At 57.0% G+C, this 25102-nt stretch carries 26 protein-coding genes; 9 read left to right on the forward strand and 17 right to left on the reverse strand.

What is annotated here, in order from left to right:
* Positions 1-118 precede the first annotated feature (118 nt).
* Positions 119-493, forward strand: a complete 375-nt coding sequence (mdtJ, locus tag WLO31_RS09270) for a multidrug/spermidine efflux SMR transporter subunit MdtJ (protein WP_435930151.1) — start codon at positions 119-121, stop codon at positions 491-493.
* The gene (mdtI, locus tag WLO31_RS09275) at positions 480-809 is read left to right on the forward strand and encodes a multidrug/spermidine efflux SMR transporter subunit MdtI (RefSeq protein ID WP_435930152.1); all 330 of its coding nucleotides are present in this window, start codon (positions 480-482) and stop codon (positions 807-809) included. Before mdtJ ends, mdtI begins: the two co-directional genes overlap by 14 nt.
* A 47-nt stretch (positions 810-856) precedes the next feature.
* Here the strand turns inward: mdtI and WLO31_RS09280 are convergent, their stop codons facing one another.
* From WLO31_RS09280 to WLO31_RS09300, 5 genes are all read right to left on the reverse strand, one after another.
* Positions 857-1663, reverse strand: coding sequence for a trypsin-like serine peptidase (locus WLO31_RS09280; RefSeq protein WP_435930153.1), 807 nt, complete (start codon positions 1661-1663; stop codon positions 857-859).
* Positions 1664-1767: 104 nt separating this feature from the next.
* Positions 1768-1902, reverse strand: coding sequence for a hypothetical protein (locus tag WLO31_RS09285; protein ID WP_435930154.1), 135 nt, complete (start codon positions 1900-1902; stop codon positions 1768-1770).
* Between the two features lie 139 nt (positions 1903-2041).
* Complete coding sequence (asr, locus tag WLO31_RS09290) at positions 2042-2356, reverse strand: acid resistance repetitive basic protein Asr (protein ID WP_435930155.1); 315 nt, start codon at positions 2354-2356, stop codon at positions 2042-2044.
* Between the two features lie 172 nt (positions 2357-2528).
* Entirely contained in the window at positions 2529-4013 is a 1485-nt protein-coding gene (locus tag WLO31_RS09295) for a carboxypeptidase M32 (protein ID WP_435930157.1), read from the reverse strand.
* A 71-nt stretch (positions 4014-4084) separates the two neighbouring features.
* A complete protein-coding gene (locus WLO31_RS09300; protein ID WP_435930158.1) occupies positions 4085-5341 on the reverse strand; it encodes an MFS transporter in 1257 nt (418 codons plus the stop codon).
* Between the two features lie 104 nt (positions 5342-5445).
* On the opposite strand from WLO31_RS09300, the gene WLO31_RS09305 reads away from it, so the two are divergent.
* The 3 genes from WLO31_RS09305 (at position 5446) to bioD (ending at position 8507) form a co-directional block, all read left to right on the forward strand.
* Complete coding sequence (locus WLO31_RS09305) at positions 5446-6348, forward strand: LysR family transcriptional regulator (protein WP_435930159.1); 903 nt, start codon at positions 5446-5448, stop codon at positions 6346-6348.
* Between the two features lie 124 nt (positions 6349-6472).
* A complete protein-coding gene (mlc, locus tag WLO31_RS09310) occupies positions 6473-7690 on the forward strand; it encodes a sugar metabolism global transcriptional regulator Mlc (RefSeq protein ID WP_435930160.1) in 1218 nt (405 codons plus the stop codon).
* Between the two features lie 124 nt (positions 7691-7814).
* Positions 7815-8507 carry a dethiobiotin synthase gene (gene bioD / locus WLO31_RS09315; protein WP_435930161.1) on the forward strand — a complete coding sequence of 231 codons (693 nt, stop codon included), beginning with the start codon at positions 7815-7817 and terminating at the stop codon, positions 8505-8507.
* Between the two features lie 79 nt (positions 8508-8586).
* Here the strand turns inward: bioD and WLO31_RS09320 are convergent, their stop codons facing one another.
* From WLO31_RS09320 to WLO31_RS09345, 6 genes are all read right to left on the reverse strand, one after another.
* Positions 8587-9753, reverse strand: coding sequence for a cupin (locus tag WLO31_RS09320; RefSeq protein WP_435930162.1), 1167 nt, complete (start codon positions 9751-9753; stop codon positions 8587-8589).
* 11 nt (positions 9754-9764) lie between these two features.
* Positions 9765-10556, reverse strand: a complete 792-nt coding sequence (locus WLO31_RS09325) for an HpcH/HpaI aldolase family protein (protein WP_435930163.1) — start codon at positions 10554-10556, stop codon at positions 9765-9767.
* Entirely contained in the window at positions 10553-11296 is a 744-nt protein-coding gene (locus tag WLO31_RS09330; RefSeq protein ID WP_435930164.1) for an alpha/beta fold hydrolase, read from the reverse strand. The genes WLO31_RS09325 and WLO31_RS09330 overlap by 4 nt, the downstream gene beginning before the upstream one ends.
* On the reverse strand, positions 11293-12060 hold the full coding sequence (locus WLO31_RS09335) for an SDR family NAD(P)-dependent oxidoreductase (protein WP_435930165.1): 768 nt from the start codon (positions 12058-12060) through the stop codon (positions 11293-11295). Before WLO31_RS09335 ends, WLO31_RS09330 begins: the two co-directional genes overlap by 4 nt.
* Positions 12060-13391 (reverse strand): histidinol dehydrogenase, encoded by a 1332-nt coding sequence (hisD, locus tag WLO31_RS09340; protein WP_435930166.1) that lies wholly within the window; start codon positions 13389-13391, stop codon positions 12060-12062. The genes WLO31_RS09335 and hisD (WLO31_RS09340) overlap by 1 nt, the downstream gene beginning before the upstream one ends.
* Positions 13392-13475: 84 nt before the next feature.
* Positions 13476-14726, reverse strand: a complete 1251-nt coding sequence (locus WLO31_RS09345; protein WP_435930167.1) for an MFS transporter — start codon at positions 14724-14726, stop codon at positions 13476-13478.
* A gap of 366 nt (positions 14727-15092) precedes the next feature.
* On the opposite strand from WLO31_RS09345, the gene WLO31_RS09350 reads away from it, so the two are divergent.
* The 4 genes from WLO31_RS09350 to hisD (WLO31_RS09365) all read left to right on the forward strand — a co-directional run bounded on the left by WLO31_RS09350 (position 15093) and on the right by hisD (WLO31_RS09365) (position 19761).
* A complete protein-coding gene (locus tag WLO31_RS09350) occupies positions 15093-16163 on the forward strand; it encodes a LacI family DNA-binding transcriptional regulator (protein ID WP_435930168.1) in 1071 nt (356 codons plus the stop codon).
* On the forward strand, positions 16160-17131 hold the full coding sequence (locus WLO31_RS09355; RefSeq protein WP_435930169.1) for a nuclear transport factor 2 family protein: 972 nt from the start codon (positions 16160-16162) through the stop codon (positions 17129-17131). Before WLO31_RS09350 ends, WLO31_RS09355 begins: the two co-directional genes overlap by 4 nt.
* A gap of 179 nt (positions 17132-17310) precedes the next feature.
* On the forward strand, positions 17311-18450 hold the full coding sequence (locus tag WLO31_RS09360) for an ester cyclase (RefSeq protein WP_435930170.1): 1140 nt from the start codon (positions 17311-17313) through the stop codon (positions 18448-18450).
* 3 nt (positions 18451-18453) lie between these two features.
* Positions 18454-19761 (forward strand): histidinol dehydrogenase, encoded by a 1308-nt coding sequence (gene hisD, locus WLO31_RS09365; RefSeq protein ID WP_435930171.1) that lies wholly within the window; start codon positions 18454-18456, stop codon positions 19759-19761.
* 43 nt (positions 19762-19804) lie between these two features.
* Here the strand turns inward: hisD (WLO31_RS09365) and osmV are convergent, their stop codons facing one another.
* The 6 genes from osmV to WLO31_RS09395 form a co-directional block, all read right to left on the reverse strand.
* Positions 19805-20950, reverse strand: a complete 1146-nt coding sequence (gene osmV / locus WLO31_RS09370) for an osmoprotectant ABC transporter ATP-binding protein OsmV (RefSeq protein ID WP_435930172.1) — start codon at positions 20948-20950, stop codon at positions 19805-19807.
* Entirely contained in the window at positions 20950-21597 is a 648-nt protein-coding gene (osmW, locus tag WLO31_RS09375) for an osmoprotectant ABC transporter permease OsmW (protein ID WP_435930173.1), read from the reverse strand. Before osmW ends, osmV begins: the two co-directional genes overlap by 1 nt.
* A gap of 9 nt (positions 21598-21606) precedes the next feature.
* Complete coding sequence (locus WLO31_RS09380; RefSeq protein WP_435930174.1) at positions 21607-22509, reverse strand: glycine betaine ABC transporter substrate-binding protein; 903 nt, start codon at positions 22507-22509, stop codon at positions 21607-21609.
* 19 nt (positions 22510-22528) lie between these two features.
* Complete coding sequence (gene osmY / locus WLO31_RS09385; RefSeq protein WP_435930175.1) at positions 22529-23245, reverse strand: osmoprotectant ABC transporter permease OsmY; 717 nt, start codon at positions 23243-23245, stop codon at positions 22529-22531.
* Positions 23246-23554: 309 nt separating this feature from the next.
* Positions 23555-24184, reverse strand: a complete 630-nt coding sequence (dmsD, locus tag WLO31_RS09390) for a Tat proofreading chaperone DmsD (RefSeq protein WP_435930176.1) — start codon at positions 24182-24184, stop codon at positions 23555-23557.
* Between the two features lie 60 nt (positions 24185-24244).
* Positions 24245-25102 carry a DmsC/YnfH family molybdoenzyme membrane anchor subunit gene (locus WLO31_RS09395; RefSeq protein ID WP_435930177.1) on the reverse strand — a complete coding sequence of 286 codons (858 nt, stop codon included), beginning with the start codon at positions 25100-25102 and terminating at the stop codon, positions 24245-24247.

Consider the following 25102-nt stretch of genomic DNA (forward strand, 5'->3'; position numbering starts at 1 on the left):
GCATCACGCACGCGCCGTGCGCTGTAAGGCCATCTGACATTTTTGGTTTGCTTCGTCATTCGCTTAAAGCGAGTCGACAAGCCGCTGCGCCTTTATTTTCTCTGTCAGGAGAGAAATTATGTTGTACTGGATTTTATTAGCTCTGGCTATCGCCGCTGAAATTACCGGCACGCTGTCTATGAAGTGGTCAAGCGTAAGTGACAGTAACGCCGGTTATATTTTTATGCTGGTGATGATCTCATTTTCTTATATTTTACTTTCTTTTTCGGTCAAGCGTATCGCCCTTGGCGTGGCCTACGCCATGTGGGAAGGTACGGGTATTTTATTTATTACGTTGTTCAGCGTTCTGCTGTTCGACGAGTCCATCTCCCTGCTGAAAATAACTGGCTTAACCACGCTGGTGGTGGGTATTGCATTAATTAAATCGGGAACCAGCACAAAGAAGATTTGTAAGCGGCAGACGGCCCGGGGAGGTGACCATGGCGTCGTTTGAATGGGTACACGCCGCCTGGTTACTGGCCGCCATCGTGCTGGAAATTGCCGCCAACGTATTCCTTAAACAGTCTGACGGCTTCCGTCGCCCTCTCTACGGCGTGCTTTCTTTGCTGGCGGTGCTTACCGCATTTAGCGCGCTGGCGCAGGCGGTTAAGGGGATCGAGCTTTCAGTGGCTTACGCGCTATGGGGCGGCTTTGGGATTGCCGCGACGCTCGCCGCCGGCTGGCTGCTTTTTGGACAGCGGCTGAACCGCAAAGGCTGGCTGGGATTGATCCTCCTGCTGACGGGCATGATCATCATCAAAATTGCCTGAAACCGTATAGCTGGCGTACCGCAGGGCTACTGTTCTGGCAGGCGATGCTACTGGCTTGCCAGCGCTTCTAAGCGATCCCGGAAGCCGGTGACTGAAATGGCACGGTTATCGGCGCGATAGCGATCTTTTGCCGCAGGCGCGGAACTTTGCACGGCAATCAGCTGCCAGCCGCTATCGGTTTTAAGCATCAGGGGTGAACCGCTGTCGCCCGGCAGCGTGTCGCACTGATGCGACAGAACGGTGTTTTGCGCCCAGCCGGTGACCAGGCAGTCGGTATGAGTATAAAGGTCGTCCAGATGATCCTCAGGATAGCCTGACTGCGTGACCTTACGATCCTGCGCTTTTAACGCTTCGGTCAGCGCATCGCGATCGCCGGTAAACAAGGGAAGGGGCGTGATGCCCGAAGGCGGGTTATGCAATATCACCAGCCCGAAATCGTGCGGCGCCGCGCCGGGAGGCACAATCCAGCCGTCGCCGTCCGCTTTTAAACGTCGCCCGAGGGAGCTTTCCACCCGGCCTTCGATATCGTGAATTTCGTAACGCCATCTCCCTTTTAGCGAGATAAAGCGTAATACGACGGCTTTGTCAGCTTTACCGCGGGGAGGCTGCAGCAGACAGTGCCCGGCCGTTAAGGCCAGATGAGGTGAAATTAAGGTGGCGGTGCATAAGTTGCCGCTGGCGGTTTCCAGCTGGCCGATGGCATCCCACGGGCTGTCGGCGGGATGGTCCACCTGGGTTCGGTCATCGTTGCCAAAAAACAACGTTTTCACTTCCGCAGCGTTGTCATTATCGGCCTGTGACAGGGCCGGTAATAAACATAAAGCGCCTGACAGCAATACAACTCTTTTGTACATATCACTCTCTGTGGGGCGATTAATTATGATTTTTGTATAAACCCGATGGCATAACTATAGACGGGCCGCGGAGAAAGTGGGAGTAAAAACAGCGTGCTACGCCTTTAAATCCAGAAGCTGAAGGTAATAATGCCGCAGACGATCAGCAGCGAAAGGATGATTTCAAAACCGTAGCGTCGCAACATCACCCGGACTCCAGAAGTAAACATCCGGCGAACCGGGCGTTCTGAAATACCCATTTCCATGCACCATGGATACTGTTTTCAGGCCTGCCCCAGGCGCCAAAAAACTACGCTTTTTTGGTGGTTACCGGCAAACTAAACACCCGGCGAACCGGGTGTTTTCATTGGGCTTCATTCCGGGAGCGTCCCGGCAAACTTATGCCGCTGGCTGAGCGGCTGGTTTGGTCGCTGCGTGGGCCGCTTTTTTATGGTGCTTTTTAGCGGCCTGCGCTTTCTGAGCAGGTTTTGCAGCTTCGGTTTTCACCGCTTTTTTGTGGTGTTTTTTAGCAGCCTGAGCTTTCTGCTCGGTAGCGGCTTTTTTGTGTTTCTTGTGATGAGTGGTTTTTACCGGCGCTTTAGCCGGAGCAGCGGCGGTAGCGGCAGGCGCCGGAGCAGCAGTGGTTTCAGCAGCGAAAGCAGCAGAAGACAGACCCATGGCAGCGGCAACAACCAGCGCTAATACTTTGTTCATCTCGACATCCTCGAATTTGTTTGTGTGTGAACCCCACTGCGGGGCCGTTGAGGTGAACTATAGGCCTGCCGTTGCAAACCTTCAGTGAGTGACTGGTATCGGCGTGTAACGGAATGTACAAGAGGGAATGGGGCAGGTAAAACGCCGGGTACGCGTGCCCCGGCGTCAGGGGTTACAGGTAACGAGCCTCTAAATGTTTGCGGAAGTACAACGGGTTAAGATCCTCGCCTGTCGCGTTGGTGATAAGTTGCGAGGTGGTGAAACGGCTGCCGTGCTGCCAGATGTTCTGGCTCAGCCAGTCGAACAATGCCGTGAAGTTCCCTTCTGCAATATCGCTTTCAAGCTGCGGCAGCGCGCGTTTGGCTGCGTTAAACAGCTGCGCGGCGTACATGGCGCCCAGCGTGTAAGACGGGAAGTAGCCGAAGGCGCCGTCAGTCCAGTGGATATCCTGCATGCAGCCGTTGCGATAGTTATCCTTCGTCGACAGTCCCAGCCAGTGCTGCATTTTCTCGTCCCACAGCGCGGGAATATCCTCCACTTCAATATCGCCCTCAATCAGCGCTCGTTCTATCTCGTAACGCAGCACCACGTGAGCCGGATAACTTACTTCATCGGCATCCACGCGGATATAACCGCGCTCAACGCGCTGGTTCAGCGCGACAAAATTCTGCATCTCAAAAGCAGGCTGCGCGCCAAAACGAGCGATAACTTTTGGCAGCAGCAGCTTGAGGAACGCTGCGCTGCGGCCAAGCTGCATTTCGAAGAACAAACTTTGCGATTCATGAATGGCCGTGGAGCGGGCATGGGCAACCGGCTGCCCCAGCCATTCGCGCGGAAGATTTTGCTCGTAGCGAGCGTGCCCGGTTTCATGGATCACCCCAAACAGCGAGGTGATTAGATCGTTTTCATCGTAGCGGGTGGTGATGCGGACATCTTCAGGCACGCCGCCGCAGAAAGGATGCGCGCTCACGTCCAGGCGCCCGCCGTTAAAATCGAAACCAAGCAGCTGCATGATCTCCAGGCCAAGCTCGCGCTGGGTCCCGGTAGCAAAAGGGCCAGCCGGCATCATCACCGACTGCCGGGCCTGTTTAGCCACTACTTTTTGCAGCAGGTCAGGCAGCCAGCTGCGCAAATCGCCAAACAACACGTCGAGTTTCGCGCTTGTCATGCCCGGCTCGTAAAGATCGAGCAGCGCGTCGTAGCGCGATTTACCTTTGGCTTCAGCGCGCAGTCTGGCTTCTTCGCGGCTAACGCGCACCACCTCTTTTAAGTTGGCAGCAAAGCCCTGCCAGTCGTTGGCGGGACGCTGGGTGCGCCAGCCGTGTTCGCAGCGGGTGCCCACCAGCGACTTTTCTTCCACCAGCGATTCCGGCAGCAGCACCGCTTCCTGGTACTGGCGTGTCATTTCACGCAGGTTGGCGCGCTCAACGTCGTTCAGATCTTCCTGCGCGGCGGCCTGCAGCAGCGTGGCAATTTTTTTATCGGTCAGAATTTGATGCTGTAGCACGCTCAGTTCGGCCAGGGCTTCGCCGCGCGCGGCGCTGCCGGCTGGCGGCATGTTGGTGAACATGTCCCATCCGGCGATGGCAGAGAGATGTCCGAAGCGGGACAGGCGCTGGAAGGTGCGGGTAAGATGCTTATAGTTTTGCTTTTCCATAGGGCCTCGTAAGTGTGATTAACGCAGCGAAAATAGCAAAAAGCGCTAATAAAAACGAGGCCCGCTGGCGGTTAGTGCGCCCGTTGGTGCAGACGGCTGCCAACCAGTAAAGCCATCACCAGCAGTGCGCCGATAAAAGCGGCGACGCCATACCAGCCGAACTGGTGCCAGAACACGCCGCCCAGCGTACCTGCGATGCTTGAACCGAGGTAATAGCTGAACAGATAAAGAGAAGATGCCTGGCCTCTGGCACGTTTCGCGCGCGGCCCAATCCAGCTGCTGGCAACGGAGTGCGCCGCAAAGAAACCGGCAGAGAACAACAGCATGCCGATGAAAATCACGATTAGCGGTGAGAACAGGGTAAGCACCAGGCCCGACAGCATAATGCCGGTGGAGAAAATCATGACCGGGCCGCGGCCAAACTTCGTCGTCATCGCACCGGCTTTTGGCGAACTCCAGGTGCCGGTTAAATAAGCGACCGAAAGCAGGCCCACCACCGCCTGGCTTAAGAACCACGGCGCCTCCATCAGGCGATAGCCGATGTAGTTAAACAGCGTGACGAACGCGCCCATCAGCAGGAAACCTTCGGCAAACAGCAACGGCAGGCCCTGGTCGCGCCAGTGCAGACGGAAATTAATAAACAGCGTTTTAGGGCGCAGGGAAGAAGGGCGAAAGTGCCGGGATGCAGGCAGAATTTTCCAGAACATCAGCGCAGAGGCCAGCGCAAAACAGCCAATCGCCGCCACCGCAATACGCCAGTTGAAGAAGTCCGTTATCACCGCGCTTAACAGCCGGCCGCTCATGCCGCCGATGGAGTTCCCGCTAATGTACAGCCCCATAGAGAAGGCCACGACGCTTGGGTGAATTTCCTCGCTGAGGTAAGTCATACCGACGGCGGCAACGCCGCTCAGAGAAAGGCCTGTCAGCGCGCGCATCATCAGGATGCCGTGCCAGCTTGTCATCATGGTGGAAAGTAGCGTGCAGCAGGAGGCGAGAACTAAAGCCGCAACCATCACCGGCTTACGCCCAATGGCGTCGGAGAGCGGCCCGGTAAACAGCAAACCGATGGCGAGCATAGCGGTTGATATCGACAGGGAAATACTGCTGCTGGCGGGAGATACGGCAAATTCATGCGAGAGCACCGGCAAAATGGGCTGCACGCAGTAAAGCAGCGCAAACGTGGCCAGACCGGCGGAGAAAAGCGCCAGCGTGACGCGCATAAACTGGGAGGTGCCGCGTTTAATGTAAGCTGCTGACGCAGGCGTTGCGGAAATGTGTTCGTCAACGTCGCTTGCCGGAGCGGCGCTGGCGGAGGATGTACGGCTCAAAATCGATCCTTAGGAAAGTCGGAGGGCGTGGCTTTCCTGACAGAGTAGAAAACGGCGAATGTTCTGTCTAATATATTAATAATCTCAATTGATATGTTTAAAATATGAATATTGAACTGCGTCATTTACGCTATTTCGTGGCGGTGGCAGAAGAGCTGCATTTTGGGCGAGCCGCCGCGCGGCTGCGTATCTCCCAGCCTCCTTTAAGCCAGCAGATTCAGATCCTCGAACAGCAGACAGGCGCCAGGCTGCTGGCACGCACCAATCGCAGCGTAAATCTCACGGCGGCGGGGCAGCAATTTTTGACCGATGCGCGCCAGATTCTGGGGCAGGTTGAAGCGGCGGCGGCACGCGCCGAACGCCTGCATCACGGGGAAACGGGGGAATTGCGCATAGGCTTTACCTCTTCCGCGCCCTTTATTAAAGGCGTCTCGGACAGCCTTTCAACGTTCAGAAAACGTTACCCGGACGTGCATATCCAGATGCGTGAAATCAATACGCGCCAGCAGATTGCGCCGCTTAACGACGGCGAACTGGAGCTGGGATTAATGCGCAATACGCGCCTGCCGGAGACGCTGGCATGGAAACTGGTGCTGCGCGAGCCTTTGCTGGCGATGGTGCACCGCGATCATCCTCTGGCCGCTTATCAATCCATCTCACTTCAGGATCTGGCGCATGAGCCCTTCGTCTTCTTTGATCCGCACGTGGGTACCGGTCTGTATGACGATATTCTTGGCCTGCTGCACCGCTTCAACATTTCCCCCTATATCACCCAGGAAGTGGGGGAGGCGATGACGATTATCGGTCTGGTTTCTGCGGGGCTTGGAGTATCTATTTTACCTGCTTCATTTCAGCGGATACGGTTAAGCGACGTGGTGTGGCTGCCGTTGCAGGAGCAGGAAGCCCGCTCGGAAATGTGGCTGGTGTGGCCAAAACATCGCGAGCTTTCAGGCGCCGCGCTTCGCATCAGCGCGCTGCTAACCGAGGCGACCTGCGGGCCAGAATAAGCGCAAATCCGCGTTATTATGTGCGGTAAATCACAACCCTACGTAAATATTTGACTAGCCCGCTTGAAGTGTTTCACCATAGCCGAAAGTTTATTTCGAAGCGCGAAAATAAAGGGAGTACCACGTGGTTGCTGATAGCCAACCGGGCCATATCGATCAGATTAAGCAAACGAATGCAGGCGTGGTTTACCGCCTCATTGACAGCCATGGCCCGGTATCGCGTATCGATCTTTCCCGTCTGGCGCAGCTTGCTCCAGCCAGCATTACCAAAATCGTGCGCGAGATGCTCGAAGCGCATCTGGTGCAGGAGACGGAAATTCAGGATCCCGGTAGCCGCGGTCGGCCGGCGGTAGGCTTAATGCTCGAGACGGAAGCCTGGCACTATCTTTCGGTGCGCATTAACCGCGGCGAGATTTCCCTTGGCCTGCACGACCTCAGCAGCCGGCTGATTGTCGAAGATACCGTTTCACTCCCGGTTGAAGATCCGAATCCTCTGCCTGAACGTATTATCAGCCAGGTGGATCAATTTTTTATACGTCATCAGGATAAACTCGAACGCCTGACCGCCATCGCCATTACCCTGCCGGGCATTATCGATACGGTACGCGGGATCGTGCACCGTATGCCGTTTTACGAGGTTTGCGATATGCCGCTGGGCGAAATGCTGGAAAACCATACCGGCGTCCCGGTATTTATTCAGCACGATATCAGCGCGTGGACTATGGCCGAAGGGTTGTTCGGCGCTTCCCGCGGCGCGCGCGACGTCATTCAGGTTGTTATCGACCACAACGTTGGCGCAGGCGTTATCACCGATGGCCGCCTGCTGCACGCGGGCAGCAGCAGCCTGGTGGAGATTGGCCATACGCAGGTCGATCCTTACGGCAAGCGCTGCTACTGCGGCAACCACGGCTGCCTGGAAACCATCGCCAGCGTCGAAAGCGTGCTGGAGCTGGCCCAGCTGCGAATGAACCAGTCGCTGGGGTCGATGCTTCACGAGCATCCCCTGACGGTAGAGTCGCTTTGCGATGCGGCCCTGCAGGGCGACCTTCTCGCCAAAGATATTATCCTCGGCGTTGGCGTCAATGTCGGGCGCATTCTCGCCATCATGGTGAACCTGTTTAACCCGCAAAAAATTCTGATAGGTTCGCCGTTCAACCGCGCAGCGGATATCCTCCATCCGGCCATTACAAGCTGCATTCGCCAGCAGGCGCTGCCCGCCTACAGCCAGCACATGATCGTCGAAAGCACCCAGTATAACCACCGTGGGACGATGGCGGGGGCGGCGCTGGTAAAAGACGCCATGTATAACGGTTCGTTACTGATTCGCCTGCTGCAGGGATAATCATTTTCATTGATCCACTAAAAATTGCGCTATCTCAATCTGGGCGTTTCACTCTTCTTTTAGACTTCCGGGACTGAATTATTCACATTCTTAATTAGTTTTGCGTATTGCCCCGGGAGTTAGCATGCTTAAGCGTTTCTTTATCACAGGTACCGATACGGCAGTCGGCAAGACGGTGGTATCCCGCGCCTTGCTGCAGGCGCTGGCTGCCAGCGGAAAATGCGTTGTCGGCTATAAGCCGGTCGCTAAAGGGAGCAAAGAGACGCCGGACGGTTTGCGTAATAAAGACGCGCTGGTTCTGCAGGGCGTTTCGTCGTTGACGCTGCCTTACAGCGCTATTAACCCCATCGCCCTGAGCGAAGAAGAGAGCAGCGTCAATCACAGCTGTCCAATCAACTACAGCTTGCTGTCCGACGGCCTCGCCTGTCTGGCCGCCCGGACCGATCACGTTGTGATTGAGGGCACGGGCGGCTGGCGCAGCCTGATGAACGATCTCCGTCCGCTGTCCGAATGGGTAGTGCAGGAACAGCTGCCCGTGTTGATGGTGGTGGGTATCCAGGAAGGCTGTATCAACCACGCGCTGCTGACGGCGCAGGCCATTGCTAACGACGGCCTGCCGCTGGTGGGCTGGGTGGCGAACCGTATTAATCCGGGCTTAGCCCACTACGCTGAAATCATCGACGTGCTGCGTAAAAAACTGCCCGGGCCGCTGGTGGGCGAGCTGCCGTATCTGCCCCGCGCGGAGCAGCGTGAGCTTGCACAATATATCAACCTGTCAACGCTCAACGTTTGTACTCCGGTCAGCGAAGGCAATTGAGCGGCAGGAGCGAACAAAGGTAAAGGGAAAAGAGGGCCTTGCGCGTATCAGCAGAACCCTCTCAGTTAATTAATCGCCTTTATTTCGCGTACGCGATTTTTTCCCCGGCCCGGCGTGCCGTGGCGGGTAAAATACTGGCAATTGCCACGTAGCCATCAGGATCGAGACAGCGGTCATGTTCCTGAGCCCGCCCGATAATATCGCGATCCCAGTAAAGCGCTTTGCGTTGATCGCCTCTGGTCGTCAGGGTAGCCTCCATTTCCCCCTCAGTCGCCCGGTAGCGCCGCCAGCAGCCGCCCGGCACCGAAACAACGGAGCCTTCCACGGCAACGATCGTCACCTCCTCGCCCTGCCGGTTATAGGTCACCTCCAGGGTGCCTTTAAAGACCATCAGCACCTGAACGTCGGGGCAACAGTGCAGCCCGACATTGTGCTGGTCCTGAATTCGTAGCCACTCTACGGAAAATCCATGGGGATTGACGATCGGCGGGGCGTTATTACGATCCTGCGAAATGCCGAAGCCGATGACCGGGGCCAGTTCCGCGCCGTGGCCGGGCAGAACGGCGTCCAGCAGCGCCTGGCCTGACCATTGCCGCTGTTCGCCCGTCACCGCCCGCCGCTGCATTTCCTCAACGGAGTAATCGCGCAGAGCGGCGATATATTCAGGGGCCAGCGGCTGTAACAGCTCGCTTTCGGCGGGCACGGCGTCGCCTGCTTCCACATCAATAAGCATATTGTCGCGGCTCAGGTACAGGCCGTATTCACGGGCGGCTTCAAGGATTGACGGATGCCAGATAATGCCGCCGGTGTTATCTCCGCCAAGCACGGTAAATACCATCCCGCTGGTATCCTGCGGGCTGACGTTGGTAAAGCCGCGGAAAATCCACGTCGGGATCGACAGAATCGCCGGTGCGCTGAGCTCGGTTTCATGCTCGCCGTTCGCTCCCCAGCGAAAACGCCAGCTTCCTTCATGAATCAGGAAAACTTCGGCGGTGAAATGCAGATGCTGATTGTTGGTCACGCCTTTGGGCATGGCGGCGGCGCCAATGTTAAAACCGTGCGCCTCGGGAATATTCACCACCTGCGATGCCGACTGGGTGACGCCCGGGCCGACAAACGAATAGTTTTGCTTGAGATGAGAGCCCGGCAGCTTACAGTCGATAAACGCCACGCTGCAGGATACCCGGTCTTGCGGAAGCACCAGACGGCGGCGCGCCTCTTCTTGTGTCAGCGTTACATATTGCATAGTGATTCTCCTTAATAGCCAGACGTGCCGCTGGCGGACGGGGTTTCACCGCGCGCCAGAGCGACAGCTTCACGGGCGGCGCGGCCAAGTTGCATAACATCGTTGGCGGGGGTAACAAAGTGAAAGCCCTGCGCCAGGCGGTCCGCTGCGGCCTGGCCGGAGGTGCAGAAAATCCCGGCGATCTTGCCGTGCTCGCGGCTGCGGGCCAGCACAAGCTCAACGGCGGCAAGCATCTCCGGATGCTGCGATTCCGCGCTGGCGCTGCCCGTGAGGGTTAACGAGAGATCGTTCGGGCCGATAAATACGCCGTCCAGCCCGTCGGTTGCCAGAATCGCGTCCAGGTTTTTTAATCCTTCGCGGGTTTCAATCATGGCAAGCGTAAGGATTTCGTCGTTTGCGTACCGGGGATAATCCTTGCCGCCATACAGCAACGCTCGTGCCGGGCCGAAGGAGCGATTGCCCAGCGGCGGGTAGCGGCAGGCCGCAACGAATTGCCGAGCCTGTTCCGGCGTTGAAACCATCGGACAGATGATCCCCCACGCGCCGGCATCCAGCAAACGCATAATCTGCGCGGGGTCGTTGGCGTTAACGCGCGCAAGCGGAAGGGCAGGCGTGGCTGAGATGGCCTGCAGCATCGCCAGCGCGCTGGCGAAATCGATCATGCCGTGCTGCATATCGACGGTAACCGAATCATAGCCCTGATGCCCGGCAATCTCGGCGCTGTAGCCGGAAGGGATGGCGAGCCAGCCGTTGATAATCGGCTGCTGCTGGCGGAAAGCCGCCTTTAACGTATTGCTTCTCATAAGAGTGTCTCCTTTATCCAGTTACGCAGGGCGCCGGCCACCGTATCCGGCGCCTCTAACGGCAAAAAATGACCGCTGTCCGGCAGGGTTATCCAGCGCGCGTGCGGCGCAGCTTCGGCTGCGGCAAGATGATGTTGCGGGGTGCAGATAGCGTCGTAGCCGCCGTTGAGGATTAGCGTCGGCGCAGCGAAGGCTTTCAGCGCGGCGCGGTTATCGGCGCGGGTAACGGCGATTTCAGTCTGCGTTGCAAAAGCCTCCGGGCCGCATTCATCGGCCATCTGTGTGATGACGGCGTGCAGCTTCGGATCGGCAAGATGCGCCGGGGCGACATAGCGCGGCCACATCGCCGCGCTTAGCCAGTTTCCCATGCCCTGGCGACTAGCCTCCTGCACCGCTGCCCGTCGGCCGGCGGCGTTCTCGGGCGCGTCGCCAAGCGGATTAACCGACAGCAGCGCCAGCCCGGCCAGGCGCTGCGGCGCGTCCGCCAGCATCTGTAGCGCAACGATGGCCCCGAGGGAAAATCCTGCCAGGCAAAAACGCGGCGGCAGGGCGCTGAGCAACCGTTGCGCCAGCGCGGGCGCAGAGCTGGCGCCGCTGACGGTAAGGCTGCTCACGTTGCTGACGTTCATCTGGTTAATGACCGGCTGCCACAGACGGTGATTACACAGCGTGCCGCCAAGTAAAATCAGCGGCACGCCGTGGTTATCCAGCAGCGGAAAAGCGTTGGCGGATTCGCTCATGTGGCCGTCCACCCGCCGTCGACCAGCAGCGCGGCGCCGGTAATTAACGCCGCCGCCGGGGAGGCCAGAAAGACCACAGGCCCCGTCACGTCCTCAAGGGTGCCAAGCCGCTTCAGCTTGATATTGTCCAGCACGTAGCGGCTGAAGGCCGGGTCGGCCAGGCTCGCACGGGAAAGCTCGGTGGCAATAAAGGTCGGGCAAAGCGTGTTGACCCGAATACCCGCCTCTCCCAGCTCCAGCGCCATCGTTTTGGTCAGCCCTTCGAGCGCGAATTTCGACGCGCAGTAAACGCTGCGGTCGGGCCCGCCGACGTGTCCCATCTGCGATGAGATATGAATGATGGAGCCGGCGATATCGCGCAGCTTCATCCGGCGGGCGACCTGCTGGCTCAGGAAAAACGTCGCCCGCAGGTTGAGCGCCATCACCGCGTCGTAATTCTCCTCGCTGACTTCCAGAAAGGGCTGATGGCGGGCCAGCCCGGCGCTGTTAACCAGAATATTGAAAGCCGGCAGCTGGCCCAGCGTCTGCCTGACCTGCGCCGTATCGGTAATATCCAGCGCCACGGTTTGCAGCTGCAGCCCGTCCTGCGCGGCGAGTTCGGCGGCTTCGCGCAGCTGCCGGAGATTTCTGGCGGCTATCCAGACCTGCGCTCCGGCCCGGGCAAGGGCTATCGCTGCGGCAAAGCCGATGCCTTTTGAGCCGCCGGTCACCAGCGCCCGCTGATTGTCCAGACGGAAATCAGGGGCAGAGGGAAGCGTGAGCATCAGACGGCCTCATCTACGTCGATTACCGGAACTGAACCGGCATAAGGCACGTCGCGGTTGCCGTAGCGGCGCACGCGGATATTGGCCTGCTCTGCGTGTCCAGAGAAACCTTCGAGCTGGCACAGACGAGAACAGTAGCTGCCAATTTCAGCGGAGGCCTCGTCGCTCAGCACCTTCTGCCAGGTGCAGGTTTTCATAAATTTGCCGACCCACAGCCCGCCGGTATAGCGCGCCGCTTTCTGCGTGGGCAGGGTGTGGTTGGTGCCGATCACTTTGTCGCCGTAGGCCACGTTGGTGCGAGGGCCCAGGAACAGCGCGCCGTAGTTGGTCATTTCAGAAAGGAACCAGTCGTCGCGGCTGGTCATCACCTGGACGTGTTCAGAGGCAATGCGGTCGGCTTCCTGCAGCATCTCTTCGTAGCTTTCGCAGACGATGACTTCGCCATAATCCTGCCAGGCCTGGCGGGCTATTTCCGCCGTCGGCAGCTGGGTAAGCAGGCGTTCAACCTCTTTTAAAGTCTCTTGCGCGAGCTTCAGCGAGTTGGTGAGTAAAATGGCCGGCGTGGTGACGCCGTGTTCCGCCTGGCCCAACAGATCGGTGGCGCACATTTCGGCGTCAACGCTTTCGTCTGCGATAATCAGCGTTTCCGTCGGCCCGGCAAAGAGATCGATACCCACCCGGCCAAAGAGCTGACGTTTGGCCTCGGCTACGAATGCGTTACCCGGCCCGACCAGCATATCGACGGGGGCGATAGTATCGGTTCCCAGGGCCATAGCGCCGATAGCCTGAATGCCGCCTAAGGCATAGATTTCCGTCGCCCCCGCCATTGACTGGGCCGCGACAATCGCCGGCGCCGGCTGGCCTTTAAAAGGAGGCGCGCAGCTGATGATGCGCGAGCAGCCTGCTACATTGGCGGTGATGATCGACATATGCGCTGAAGCGAGCAGGGGATACTTGCCGCCGGGCACATAGCAACCCACGGCATTAATCGGGATATTTTTATGCCCGAGAATAACGCCCGGCCTGGTTTCCACTTCCAGATCTAACAGACACTCTTTTTGTGCGCTGGCAAAATTAAACACCTGCTGCTGAGCAAATTCGATATCTTTTATATCCTGGCGGCTCAGCTGTTTAATACAGGCGTTAATTTCAGCGGGCGTCAGGCGGTAATCCTGACGGTCATAGTTATCAAATTTAATCGACAGCTCACGAATAGCCTGATTGCCGCGCTGCTCTATATCGGCAAGGATGTTTTCCACCGCAATGCTAACCTGTTTATTAGCCTGCTGACGTTCAGATAAAGATTTACTGCTTTTTAAATACTGCGCCATGATGTTCTCCAGTGCTTTTATACACGTGCCTTGCCCGCCCGAATAAACGGGAGGCCACGCTGTTAATAATTAAGGACGGGGTGGTTATGCTTTGTTGCCGTAATTCTGTGCGGCGGCCATTTTTCCTGTCGCTGCGTGAGATAAAGTCATTTTATTCTGGCGTTGGTTAACGCTGCGCGCGGCCAGCGGGGTTAACAACATGGCGATAAACGTCAGCACGCCAATCAATAAATAGCCCGAGGATAAATTAATATATTGCAGCATCAGACCCATTAATACCGGGCCTACGAACATGCCGCAGGAATAGATTGTCTGAAATAGCCCCATGCGCGTGGACTGCTCGTCTTCAACGGTGTTGACCACGCTCAGGGACATAAACACCGCGAAGGCCATGCCGAACGAGAAGCCGCCAACGGACTGCAGCAGATAAATCAGGTACATGTTGCTGGTAAAAGGGACGCCGACGGTGGATATCAGCTGAAGGAAAATACCGATCATCGCCGTATTGACCAGCCCGAGCCGCTTATAGAACACCGAGCTGCACAGCGCGATGGCCAGCGCGTAGAAAATCAGATGCAGGTTGCTCAGCAGGGTAAGAATGCCCGCTTTAGCCCCAAGCTGCTGCGCGTAAATAGGCGTCAGGGTATCGCGTGTGGCGAAAGGCACGAGGATGACGATGGTCGCCAGCAGGCCGATAAACCAGACTGAACCGTCGTTTAACTGGCGTTTTGCGCTGGCAATACAGGCCCGTAAAGAGGGCGCCTGGGCGGCATCGTGCGTCTCTTTAATACGGGTCGTAAGAATAAGAGCCAGCAGCGCGGCAACGCTTGAGACGAAGTAACCGATACTTTTGTCGAAAAAGTGGATCAGCGTCCCGCCAATGCAGTTGCCCAGAAAGACCCCAAGCGGCCCGGCCAGCGCGAGCAGGGCAACGGCGGCGGGGGCGTCTTTTCGATCAAAGTAGCGAATAAACAAGATGTTATACAGCACCCATGTCGCGGCGGTGAACCCGTCGGCGGCTTTGGCCAGGTAGAGCGTAGTGGCGTTCGGGTGCAGATAGGCGATGGGCCAGGTCACCAGCGGCAGCAGCAGGCTGAACTGGATAAAAATCTTCCGGCTCTTGACCACGTCCGAAAGTATGCCAATCGGAAAGCGCACGAACAGGGTGGCAAGCCCGCTGGCGCCCATAATCATCCCCACCACCTCCGGCTGCATCCCTTCGCTAATCAGCAGCGGGGCGAGGAAGGCGTCAATGCTGTGAATGCAGATGAAAAACAGCACGCTGATAGTAAAAAAGAGTCTGACTTCGGATCGACGAAAAAGGGCACGAAACATGGTGATGAACCTCTTAAAATTAATGGGTTATTACCAATCAAGTACGGCATTAACCGGTTCTGTTTTCAGGTCTGAACCCACTGTCACCGGTAAAAACTGACGGTGTGTTTTGTTTTCTATGCATACGTATTCAAAAGTTGAAGTTACGAAAAGGTTTCAATTTTGTAAAGGGTGAGTTTGTAAATGTGAAAAAAATAATTTTGGCTGTTGCATACGCATGCAAAGATGGTGTAAGTATAAAAAACAGACATTCCTGCGGCGGGGCAAAATGGCCAGACTGGTATTCCCCCCGCGGTCCGTTAAACTGAGGCAAGCTACTGTTTTTCATAAGCGTCATGACGGGAATGTTGATAAGGAATAGCGACAATGAAACGTAAGACTTTTGGACCCGTGACGTCACAGCAGGTGGCGCAAATCGCGGGAGTGTCACAATCAGCTGTATCGCGAACCTTTACGCCGGGGGCCAGCATTTCGCCCGCCACGCGTGAGAAAGTGCTGAAGGCGGCGCGTGAGCTCGGCTATCGCCCCAACGCCATTGCCCGCTCGCTGAACACCGCGCGTTCACGAATTGTCGGCGTAGTGATGTCTTATTTCGACAACCAGTTTTATCCGCAGGTGCTCGAAGCGCTGGCGCAGAAGCTGGATGAGCTTAACTATCACCTGCTGCTGTTTGTCGGCGATCGTGACGGCAACGTCGACAGGATTTTCGACCAGATCATGCAGTACCGGGTCGACGGCATCGTGCTGGCCTCGGTGTCGTTATCCATTGAGCTTTCCGAAGAGTGTCTGGCGGCGGGTATTCCGGTGGTGCTGTTTAACCGCAGCGAAGAAAACGGCGTGGCGTCGAGCGTGAACACCGACAACGAAGCGGCGGCCCGCCAGATAGCGGCATTCCTGCTGGCCGGCGAGCACAGGAGCTTTGCCTATGTCGCCGGGCTGTCGGACTCATCGGTTAATCAGGCGCGGCAGAGCGGCTTTGTGAATCTTCTTAAGCAAAGAGGCGTTGAGGACATCCGGGTGGTACAGGGCGATTATGATGCGAAAATCACCGCGCGTGCGGCCAGCAAACTCTTCTCCTCGCCGCAGCCGCCGGACGCCATTTTTGCCGCAAACGACCATATGGCGCTGACGGTGATGGACGTCGCCCGCTATGAGTTCGGGCTGCGCATCCCTGAAGATGTGTCGGTGATTGGTTACGACGATACCGGCCCGTCCGGCTGGCCTTCTTATGCTTTAACCTCAGCTTCACAGCCGGTGGACGAAATGGTGAACGCAACCATCGCCTTACTGATGAAACAGATTGAAAGCGAAAGCATTGAGCCGGAACAGCTGGTGGTTCCGGGTGTTCTGGTGGTGCGCCATTCGGCCAGGCGCCCGCGTTCTGGCGTGGTCGAAAAAGACGGACTGTCTCTGTTCCAGCCGCAGGAGGTTGAATGACCAGGTTGCCGGGCTTTAGCCCTCAGTTTGATTCAATACAGCAGTTTATTCTGACGCTGACCCACGTGGTGTGGGAGCAAAAGGACATTGGCCAACTGGCGGACTTTTACGCCACGCCGGTTGTTTTCCACACGCCTGAAAAGCAGCTTAACGATCTTTCGCAGTTTATGCGGCTTACGCTTGAGGCCATGCACAGCTTTCCCCAACGCACCGTGCTGACGGAAGATATTTTGTGCAGCCACACGGCAGGATTCGAGTATTACGCAGCACAGCGCACGCTGGCCTGTATACAGCATCAGGGCGAAGGATTCTTCGGCAAGCCGAGCGGTAAATCAGTGTGGGTTCGCACCTGGGCGGATCGCATATGCGCTGACGGCGCGGTACGGCAGGAGTGGCTTTTACAGGATCGCGCGGCGATAGTGTCGCAAATCGGGTTTAACGTGCGTGATTTCGCGCAGCAGCTTGCAAACGCCCGTCAGGAAATCGGCCTGGAAAATACCCCGGCGGAGGAGCTTGACGCGCGCTGGGCCGGAGGGCCGGAAGGCGACGACGTCGACGGGCCGCTGGCAGGGCTGGTGGAACGCTATCTTTCAATGTGGGCGGGCGGCAACAGCGGCGTGGTGCCGGGGCTTTATCATCCGGCCGCCACTTTGCACGGGCCGGCGCACGTGCTGCGCACGGGGGAGCAGGATATTGGCGCGTTCCTGTCAGGCTATCGGGCATCGTTTGCCGACTGCGAAACGCAATTGCATCACCTGATTGTGCGTCGTGACGCCAATGAGCCCGTCCGGCTTTCGTTACGCTGGTCGCTATTAACCTGGCATGACGGTTACGGCAAATTTGGCGCGCCAACGCGCCGTCCCGTCTCCATTACCGGCATTAGCCAGCTTGAATTACGCGATGGTTTAATTATTCGCGAATATCTTGGTATTGATGAATTAGCTATCTGGTCACAGATTTTTAATTAATCACGGAGGGGCTCCCTCCAGAAAATAAATCCTCTGGTAATGATAATTAATTTATCAGAGGGTTGTGTTGCCCGAATAAAAGAAAAGCATTATCGCCATTTACAGGCGAGGGTTATCTATAACCCAAAATAATATGCGCCGGGAAATTCCCGGTGCGTCAATCGAACGCAGGAGGTTATATGTCTTCAACTGAAGCGACAAATAAAGCGCCGGTCATTGCTGAAAAAACCAATGTGAAATCTACCCGTGACGATCCTGTATTACAGGTGGAACGCCGCGATTTTATCGATCTGGTTCCTGAAAAACGGCCACGCGTTCAGTCATTAAGAGGCTTTGATGATTGTTATACCGATATTGTCGATTACATCGTCCGCTGCACGCATAAAATATGGGATGAGCGTGACGTTGGATTAATTTATACCCATTACACGCATAACTGTGTTTTATATAACGCGCTGGGCACCATGTATAACCGCGAGCAGGTTGTGCAGGATACCCTGCAGCGTCTGATCGCTTTCCCTGAACGTCGCGGCATGGCGACCCAAGTTATCTGGAACGGCAATGACGTGGACGGTTTTTATACCTCGCATCTGGTCACAGGAAGCGGCCGTCATACCCAGTACAGCCACCTTGGTAAGCCCACCAACCGCACTTTTGTCACCCGCACCGTGGCGGATTGCATGATCCACGAAAACAAAATCTACCGCGAGTGGGTGGTCAGCGACAATATGTCCATGATGAAGCAGCTCGGACTTGATACCGACGCGGTAGCTTACAACATGGCGAAAGAGCAGTTTGATAAGGGCTTCCGCGTGACGGATATCGGTGAAAACCGCCGCATGGTGGGCCAGTATCCGCCGGAAATGGAATGCGACGTTTCCATCGCCCATACCGATATTGAAGAACAATGCCTGCGCTGGCTGCACGAAATCTACAACCGCCGCATGCTGGGCAAAATTAAGGACGTTTACGCGACCAACGTGCAGTGGCACGGCCCGTTAATGAAAGAGCTGTATGGCCAGGCGGCGGTTATCCACCAGACGCTGGCCCTGATCGGCATGATCCCGGACGGCGCATGGATGCCGCAGCACGTCTGTTCAAATCCTTGCGAAGAAGGCGGGACTAAAGTCGCGGTGCGCTGGATTATGGAAGGTCATCATCTTGGTTACGGCGAGCTGGGTAAACCTACCGGCGAGCGCCTGTTCGTTATGGGGATGTCTCATTACCACATCGTGAACGGCAAAATCGTCGACGAATGGGTGGTTTACGATCATCTGGCAATGCTTGCGCAAATTAAACTGGGTCAAATGGGAGAGTAGGTCATGACCGCGATTAACGAAGGCGACGTACAATTTATTAAACGCCCGCAGGGCCAGGATACGCAGGCGGATCTGGCGCTGACGGACAAGGTCAGCGCTATTATTGACCAGGTGAAGGCGCAGGGCGACGCCGCGCTGCGCGATTTTTCAGCAAAGTTCGACAAAACCGTGCCGGAAAACTTTGAGGTTTCTGAGAAGGAGATTGCCGCCGCGCTGGCCGAGCTTGACCCGCAGACCCGTAAAGACAGCGAATTCGCCATCGCCCAGGTGAAGCGTTTTGCCCAGGCGCAGCTGGCGACGATGAAGCCGCTGGAGGTGGAAACGCTGCCGGGCGTGCATCTTGGGCACCGTATTATTCCGATTCAAAAAGTCGGCTGCTACGTGCCAGGCGGGCGCTATCCTATTTTGTCCGCGCCGGTGATGTCCATCGTGCCGGCCGTGGTGGCGGGATGCGACGAAATAATCGCCTGTCTGCCCCCTGGCGCGCACCCGGCAATGATTGCGGTTTGCCATCTTGCGGGAGCGCATCGCATCTTCAAAGTGGGCGGCGCGCAGGCGATCGCCGCTATGGCATGGGGCACCGAAACTGTGCCGGTGGTGGATAAAATCGTCGGGCCGGGCAACGCCTTCGTTAACGAAGCCAAGCGGCAGGTGTTTGGCAAGGTGGGCATCGACGCGCTTGCCGGGCCAAGCGAGATCTACGTAATTGCCGACGACAGCGCTAACCCGCAGATGCTTGCCGCAGACCTGCTGGCGCAGGCGGAGCATGACGTGCACACCCGCGTCGGAATGGCGACCACCAGCCTGCGCATCGCTAATGAGACGCTGGCGGAAATTGAACGACAGCTGGAAACGCTTCCTACGGCGGCAACGGCCGGAGAAGCCTGGCGTCGTCAGGGGGAGATCGTGGTCTGCCGCGACGAGGCGCAGCTTATCGCCTGGGCCGACCATATGGCGACGGAGCATCTGCAGGTGCATACCCGCGATCCGCACGCCACCGCCGGTAAAATTCGCAATTACGGCTCGCTGTTTATCGGCCAGAATGCCAGCGTGGTGTTCTCGGATAAATGCTGCGGAACCAACCACACGCTGCCGACGATGGCCGCCGCGCGCTATACCGGCGGCCTGTGGGTGGGGGCATATGTGAAAATTTGTACCCACCAGTGGATTGACGATTGCGGTATTGCCGCCGTCGCTGAGCCTGCCGTCCGCCAGAGCCGCACGGAAGGAATGCAGGCGCATCGTCGCGCCGCGGAGATTCGTTTACGCCCGGAGGAAATTGCTGCGATTACGGGTGGTGCGCGGGATTAAGAGAGCAAAACCCATACCCGCGTCACGGGTATGGGTTCGTTTTTTAAGGCTGATGAATATTCAGCACGCGGCGCGTTTTGCCCGAGCTGAGATAGTCGGCGATATAGTCCTGCGAGATCTCACCGCTGTAGCGTCCTTCCTCGTCGGTAATCGGCATCCAGACCATGTTGTGCTCGTAGAGTTTTGACAGCACGATACGCAGGTTTTCCTCCGCGCGCCCGGTGATACGGAACGGATGCAGCATATCTGCACAGACTCCCGTCGCGCCGCGCGCTTCCCGGCGTTTCACAAAGCCCAGCGGCTTATCCTCGCTGTCCACTACCGTAATCGAGCGCATATCGTTGTCGTCCATGGTGGCGAACGCCTCCGGCAGCGGGGTGGATTCACGCGCCGTAATGGTCGGCTGCTGATCCGTCACGTCGCCAGCCTGTACCAGCAGCAGGCGTTTCAGCGTGCGATCCTGGCCGACAAACGAGCCGACGAATTCATTGGCCGGTTTCGCCAGCAGCTCGTCAGGGCTTGCGCACTGGATAATTTTGCCCTGGCGGAAGACGGCGATACGGTCGCCCAGCTTCAGCGCCTCATCGATATCATGGCTGACCAGCATCACGGTTTTCTTCAGCTGGCGCTGCATCTCCAGAAACTCGTTCTGGATAACCTCACGGTTAATCGGGTCAACGGCGCCGAAAGGTTCGTCCATCAGCAGCACCGGAGGATCGGCCGCCAGCGCGCGAATGACGCCGATACGCTGCTGCTGCCCGCCGGAGAGTTCACGCGGGTAGCGGCTCATATATTTGCTCGGATCCAGCGCGACCATGCTCATCAGCTCGGCGGCGCGCGCTTTGCAGCGGGCCTTCTCCCAGCCCAGCATGCGCGGCACAACCGTAATGTTCTCTTCAATCGTCATGTTCGGGAACAGACCGATCTGCTGGATAACGTAGCCGATGTTGCGACGCAGCGTCACGGTATCCAGCTCGCTGGTATTTTTACCGTTAATAAAGATGTTGCCGCCGCTTGGGGTAATCAGACGGTTGATCATCTTAAGCGTGGTGGTTTTCCCGCAGCCGGAAGGGCCGAGCAGCACGCACATTTCGCCTTCGGGCACGTTCAGGCTGACGTTATCAACCGCGTTAAAAGTCTGTCCGTTCTTCTGTGCGAACTGCTTGGTGAGATTTTCCAGTTTTATCATTATCGAATCCCCTTCGGTGTCAGCACCAGCTGCAGGCGATGCAGCAGCCAGTCCAGTACAATCGCTAAAACACAAATCATGACGGCGCCGGCAATCAGCATGCGAATGTCGCTGCCGCCGATGCCATTAAGCAGCAGCAGACCCAGGCCGCCCGCGCCGATAACGGCGGCGATAGCCATGACGCCAATGTTCATCACTACCGCCGTGCGGATACCGCCGAAAATCACCGGCAGCGCCATCGGAATTTCCACCCAGCGCAGCCGCTGCCAGAACGTCATGCCGATACCGCGTCCCGCTTCACGCAGGCCCGGCGGGATACTGTCCAACGCGGTGTAGGTGTTGCGCACAATCGGCAGCAGGGAATAGAGGAATACCGCCGTGATGGCCGGCAGCACGCCAATTCCCTGGCCCACCATGGAAAACAGCGGGATCATCAGGCCAAACAGCGCGATGGACGGAATAGTCAGCACAATGGTGGCGATACCCAGCACCGGCGTCGCCAGCCACCTGTGGCGAACGATTAAAATGCCAAGCGGCACGCCGATAATAATGGCCAGGCCAACCGCCATCAGCACCAGCCAGAGATGCTGAAGGGTAAGACTGCCGAGATAACCGGCGTTATCAATCATGTAATGCAACGTGTCCATGATGCCTCCTTAGAGCAAGCCTTTTTGCTGCAGGAACTCGCGGGCGACCTGCTGCGGGGATTCATGGTCGATATCCACCTTCGCGTTCAGGGTGGAGATCGTGTCGTTATTCAGCAGGCCGGAGAGGGTATTCATTGCCTCTTCAAGCCCAGGATTTGCGGCCAGGATTTCTTTGCGTACCACAGGCGTGACTGCGTAGCTGGGGAAGAAGCCTTTATCATCTTCAAGAACTTTTAAATCAAAGCCTTTAACTCGTCCGTCCGTGGTGTAAACCAGGCCCGCGTCGACAAAGCCATCGCGCACCGCGTTATAAACAAGGCCCGGGTCCATCTGGCGGATCTGCGGCCGATCCAGCGGCATGTTGTAGGCTTCCTGCAGGGGTTTCATCCCGTCGCTGCGCCCGGAAAACTCCAGATCCAGACCTAACATCCAGTTCTTCTTCGGCTCGGTCTGGCGGATATGCTCAATTTTCGCCGCCAGCTCCGACATGGTGCTGATGTTCTCTTTTTCTGCGCGCTTACGCTGCATCGCAAAAGCATAGGTATTGTTCATATTCGCAGGCTTAAGCCACACCAGGCCCAGCTTCGCATCCAGCTTTTTGACCGTATCGTAGGATTCCTGCGGCGTCATACGTTTATTGATATGGTTGTAGATAATCAGCGACGTGCCGGTGTACTCCCAGGTCATATCGATTTGTTTATTGACCATCGCATTGCGGGAAATTACCGCGGCAATGTTAGTTTTTGGCGTTATCTGAAAGCCTTTTTTGCGCAGATACTGCGTGGTCATCGCCGAGAGAATATGCTGCTCGGTAAAACCTTTGGTGGCAAACACGATAGGCTCGGCCTGCGCCGCGCCCGCCAGCAGCGTCGTGACGGCAAAGGCGGCCAGCAGACGTTTAAATGTTTTCATACATCGCTCCTTATTATTGTTATTTCGCGATATGCGGGCTTAAAACCCGACCAAGCCCGGCTAACGCCGTATCAAGGATCAGAGCGAAAAGAGCGGTCGCCGCCGCGCCCAGAATCAGCGTTGGGAAATCATTGAGATAGATACCAGGGAAGATAAGCTCGCCGTAGCTGCTTGCTCCAATCAGGAACGCCAGCGGCGCGGTACCAACGTTGATCGCCGTGGCGATGCGTATACCCGAGAGGATAACCGGCCAGGCGTTGGGGATTTCCACCTGGCGCAGACGCTGCCATTTGGTCATACCAATACCGTTTGCCGCTTCAATAAGCGAGGCGGGAACGCCGCACAGCCCGGCGTAGGTATTACGCACAATAGGCAATAAAGAAGCCAGAAACAGAGCGATAATTGCCGGTTTGTCGCCGATGCCGATAATCACCATTGCCAGCGCCAGCACCGCCAGAGGAGGCAGCGTGTTACCGACGTTAAAGATCTGCATGACGTATTCAGCCCAGCGGCGGGCTGCGGGACGGCTAAGCAAAACGCCGCTCGGAATTCCGACCAGCAGGGCCAGCGCCATAGAGCTGAAGACCAGCATCAGATGCCGTTGCCCGAGATAGAGTAGATCGACCTGACGCGCCTTAAGGGTTTCGAGCCCGATGCCCCAGACCAGCAGCCCGAGCACCAGAATCAGCGCCAGAGCCCCCCAAAGGGTGCGTTTTGCGAAGGATGCGTTTTGCATTGCGGTGTGTCTCCCTGTTGCACGCGTTATAGCCACCAAAAGGTCGCCTGTTGTTATGCCTTGTGTCGGCAGGGTGTTAAAAGCTATAGCAACGTCGCGGGATGGATTCCAGTCGGGATAATGATTATGTGACTAACAATTGATGGGCTGAATGATTGGCTGGCCTTATGCCGCCTCGCTTGAATACGTATCGTAAAGAATCGTCTTAAAAATGTTAACGGATGGTGACGTTGTAACTTTTGCGGGGCGCAGGTCGGGAGAAATCAACGGGTGGACGCGCGGCTGCGCTAACCACCCTTACTCAGATTCTTAGTAGTAAAGCTTTTTGCTGGCGACCGGAACCAGCAACGCTTCGCGCCAGCTGGCGAGTGTCAGACGGGTTAAGTCGCTCAGCCCCTGATAGAATGGATGAGCGGATTTCTCGCTAAACAACTCAAGGAAGCGCCCGGCCCAGGGCAGAAGATGCCAGGCCAGCAGTTCGTCGACGCGCTGCTGATGCCCTTGTTCCGCAAGCCATGCGGCAAGCATTAATAATATGCCGATATGATCGTCCGGCTCGTTTTGCCCGAGCTGGTGGGCGATGCCGTTTTCACGCATCCACTGGCGCAGTTCCAGCATGGAATCGCCAAACAGCACGTTCTCTTTATCAAGATAAACGGAACCCCAGGGCGCAGCAGGCAAGGCGTATGGCCCGATAAACAACCGCTGGTAAGCTTCGCTAAGCGGCTCACCGGCATGCTCAATACCCGCGGCCATTCGCTGCGCTATTTCGGCCAGCTCAGAAGATTGCAGCGGCCACTGTTCAGCCCAGGAAGGATCCGCAAGGGTGGCATAAAGCGGCGCAGCATCCTGGCTTTGCGGATCGTGGCGGTAGAGAACGCCCAGAACACGACCGGTCAGGGCGATAGTCGCCAGCCTTTGGGAATGATGAGATGTCATTTTTCTGCCTTGTTTAACGCTGACAAAAGCTGCGCGGGTTTCCCCGCGCAATTTATTATTTTAACCCGCAACCGCCATGCCGACGGTCATATGCAGGCCGTAGAAGATGCCGCGGCCGATCAATTCACCGGTCACCACCAGCAGGAAGCCCGCCAGCAAACCGAGCGTTTCAGGCGGCGTGCGGCGAACCAGCGGACAAATCCAGCAGCCCAGCCCCAGCGTCAGCAGCGCGATACGCCAGACCTGCAGAGAAGCATAATCCGGCAGCAGGGCGGTAGCCTGCTGAACGGAGCTGTAGATGCCCGCCAGGCTATACGCCTGCAGGATCGTCAGGCTTATCGCGACAAGCAGCGCCAGCACGCTAAGGGCAGCAAGCTTAGCGCTTTTGAGCGGAAAGCCGGCTACGCGTAGTAAAAGCGCTCCCAGCAGCGGGCCGCCAAGCACAACGGTCAGGAAAAAGCCCGGCGTTGTATAGCCGTTATACCAGGTCGGGACGGTATCAATCTGATATACGCGCGTCATGGCCCAGACAAAAATCAGCCCGCATACCATCGTCAGCAGCAGCCAGATTTTACCGAGCGCGGCAGGCATTTTCTTCAGTATGGCTACCAGCCACCAGAATCCGCCCACCGCAAAGAACAGCGAGCCGCTGGCGATTTCGTTGCTCAGGGAAGAGTGCCCGATGCGGTTGAGGGAGTTAAAGGCGCGCAGCGGCGAGCCGAGGTGCATGACCGAAGCGAGAAACGCCACGCCCATCAGCACCCACAGAAAGAACATCGCCCGCACGATTTTATTTTGCAGTTCGCTGTTGTTGCCCGCCGACAGCCAGGCCAGGCCCGTAACGATTACGCCGCCCGCCACGCACTGGCCGAGCACGGTAAAAATCACCAGCGGCCATTCATGCCATCCGTTACCCAT

The organism is Dryocola sharpae, assembly GCF_051307055.1.
In the GTDB taxonomy this organism is placed as follows: domain Bacteria; phylum Pseudomonadota; class Gammaproteobacteria; order Enterobacterales; family Enterobacteriaceae; genus Dryocola.

What these genes read in the sequence shown, in the direction of transcription:
- mdtJ (WP_435930151.1), top strand. Translation starts at nt 119, where the DNA reads ATGTTGTACTGGATTTTATTAGCTCTGGCTATCGCCGCTGAAATTACC.
- mdtI (WP_435930152.1), top strand. Translation starts at nt 480, where the DNA reads ATGGCGTCGTTTGAATGGGTACACGCCGCCTGGTTACTGGCCGCCATC.
- WLO31_RS09280 (WP_435930153.1), bottom strand. Translation starts at nt 1,663, where the DNA reads ATGTACAAAAGAGTTGTATTGCTGTCAGGCGCTTTATGTTTATTACCG.
- WLO31_RS09285 (WP_435930154.1), bottom strand. Translation starts at nt 1,902, where the DNA reads ATGGGTATTTCAGAACGCCCGGTTCGCCGGATGTTTACTTCTGGAGTC.
- asr (WP_435930155.1), bottom strand. Translation starts at nt 2,356, where the DNA reads ATGAACAAAGTATTAGCGCTGGTTGTTGCCGCTGCCATGGGTCTGTCT.
- WLO31_RS09295 (WP_435930157.1), bottom strand. Translation starts at nt 4,013, where the DNA reads ATGGAAAAGCAAAACTATAAGCATCTTACCCGCACCTTCCAGCGCCTG.
- WLO31_RS09305 (WP_435930159.1), top strand. Translation starts at nt 5,446, where the DNA reads ATGAATATTGAACTGCGTCATTTACGCTATTTCGTGGCGGTGGCAGAA.
- bioD (WP_435930161.1), top strand. Translation starts at nt 7,815, where the DNA reads ATGCTTAAGCGTTTCTTTATCACAGGTACCGATACGGCAGTCGGCAAG.
- WLO31_RS09320 (WP_435930162.1), bottom strand. Translation starts at nt 9,753, where the DNA reads ATGCAATATGTAACGCTGACACAAGAAGAGGCGCGCCGCCGTCTGGTG.
- WLO31_RS09325 (WP_435930163.1), bottom strand. Translation starts at nt 10,556, where the DNA reads ATGAGAAGCAATACGTTAAAGGCGGCTTTCCGCCAGCAGCAGCCGATT.
- WLO31_RS09330 (WP_435930164.1), bottom strand. Translation starts at nt 11,296, where the DNA reads ATGAGCGAATCCGCCAACGCTTTTCCGCTGCTGGATAACCACGGCGTG.
- WLO31_RS09335 (WP_435930165.1), bottom strand. Translation starts at nt 12,060, where the DNA reads ATGCTCACGCTTCCCTCTGCCCCTGATTTCCGTCTGGACAATCAGCGG.
- hisD (WP_435930166.1), bottom strand. Translation starts at nt 13,391, where the DNA reads ATGGCGCAGTATTTAAAAAGCAGTAAATCTTTATCTGAACGTCAGCAG.
- WLO31_RS09345 (WP_435930167.1), bottom strand. Translation starts at nt 14,726, where the DNA reads ATGTTTCGTGCCCTTTTTCGTCGATCCGAAGTCAGACTCTTTTTTACT.
- WLO31_RS09350 (WP_435930168.1), top strand. Translation starts at nt 15,093, where the DNA reads ATGAAACGTAAGACTTTTGGACCCGTGACGTCACAGCAGGTGGCGCAA.
- WLO31_RS09355 (WP_435930169.1), top strand. Translation starts at nt 16,160, where the DNA reads ATGACCAGGTTGCCGGGCTTTAGCCCTCAGTTTGATTCAATACAGCAG.
- WLO31_RS09360 (WP_435930170.1), top strand. Translation starts at nt 17,311, where the DNA reads ATGTCTTCAACTGAAGCGACAAATAAAGCGCCGGTCATTGCTGAAAAA.
- hisD (WP_435930171.1), top strand. Translation starts at nt 18,454, where the DNA reads ATGACCGCGATTAACGAAGGCGACGTACAATTTATTAAACGCCCGCAG.
- osmV (WP_435930172.1), bottom strand. Translation starts at nt 20,950, where the DNA reads ATGATAAAACTGGAAAATCTCACCAAGCAGTTCGCACAGAAGAACGGA.
- osmW (WP_435930173.1), bottom strand. Translation starts at nt 21,597, where the DNA reads ATGGACACGTTGCATTACATGATTGATAACGCCGGTTATCTCGGCAGT.
- WLO31_RS09380 (WP_435930174.1), bottom strand. Translation starts at nt 22,509, where the DNA reads ATGAAAACATTTAAACGTCTGCTGGCCGCCTTTGCCGTCACGACGCTG.
- osmY (WP_435930175.1), bottom strand. Translation starts at nt 23,245, where the DNA reads ATGCAAAACGCATCCTTCGCAAAACGCACCCTTTGGGGGGCTCTGGCG.
- dmsD (WP_435930176.1), bottom strand. Translation starts at nt 24,184, where the DNA reads ATGACATCTCATCATTCCCAAAGGCTGGCGACTATCGCCCTGACCGGT.
- WLO31_RS09395 (WP_435930177.1), bottom strand. Translation starts at nt 25,102, where the DNA reads ATGGGTAACGGATGGCATGAATGGCCGCTGGTGATTTTTACCGTGCTC.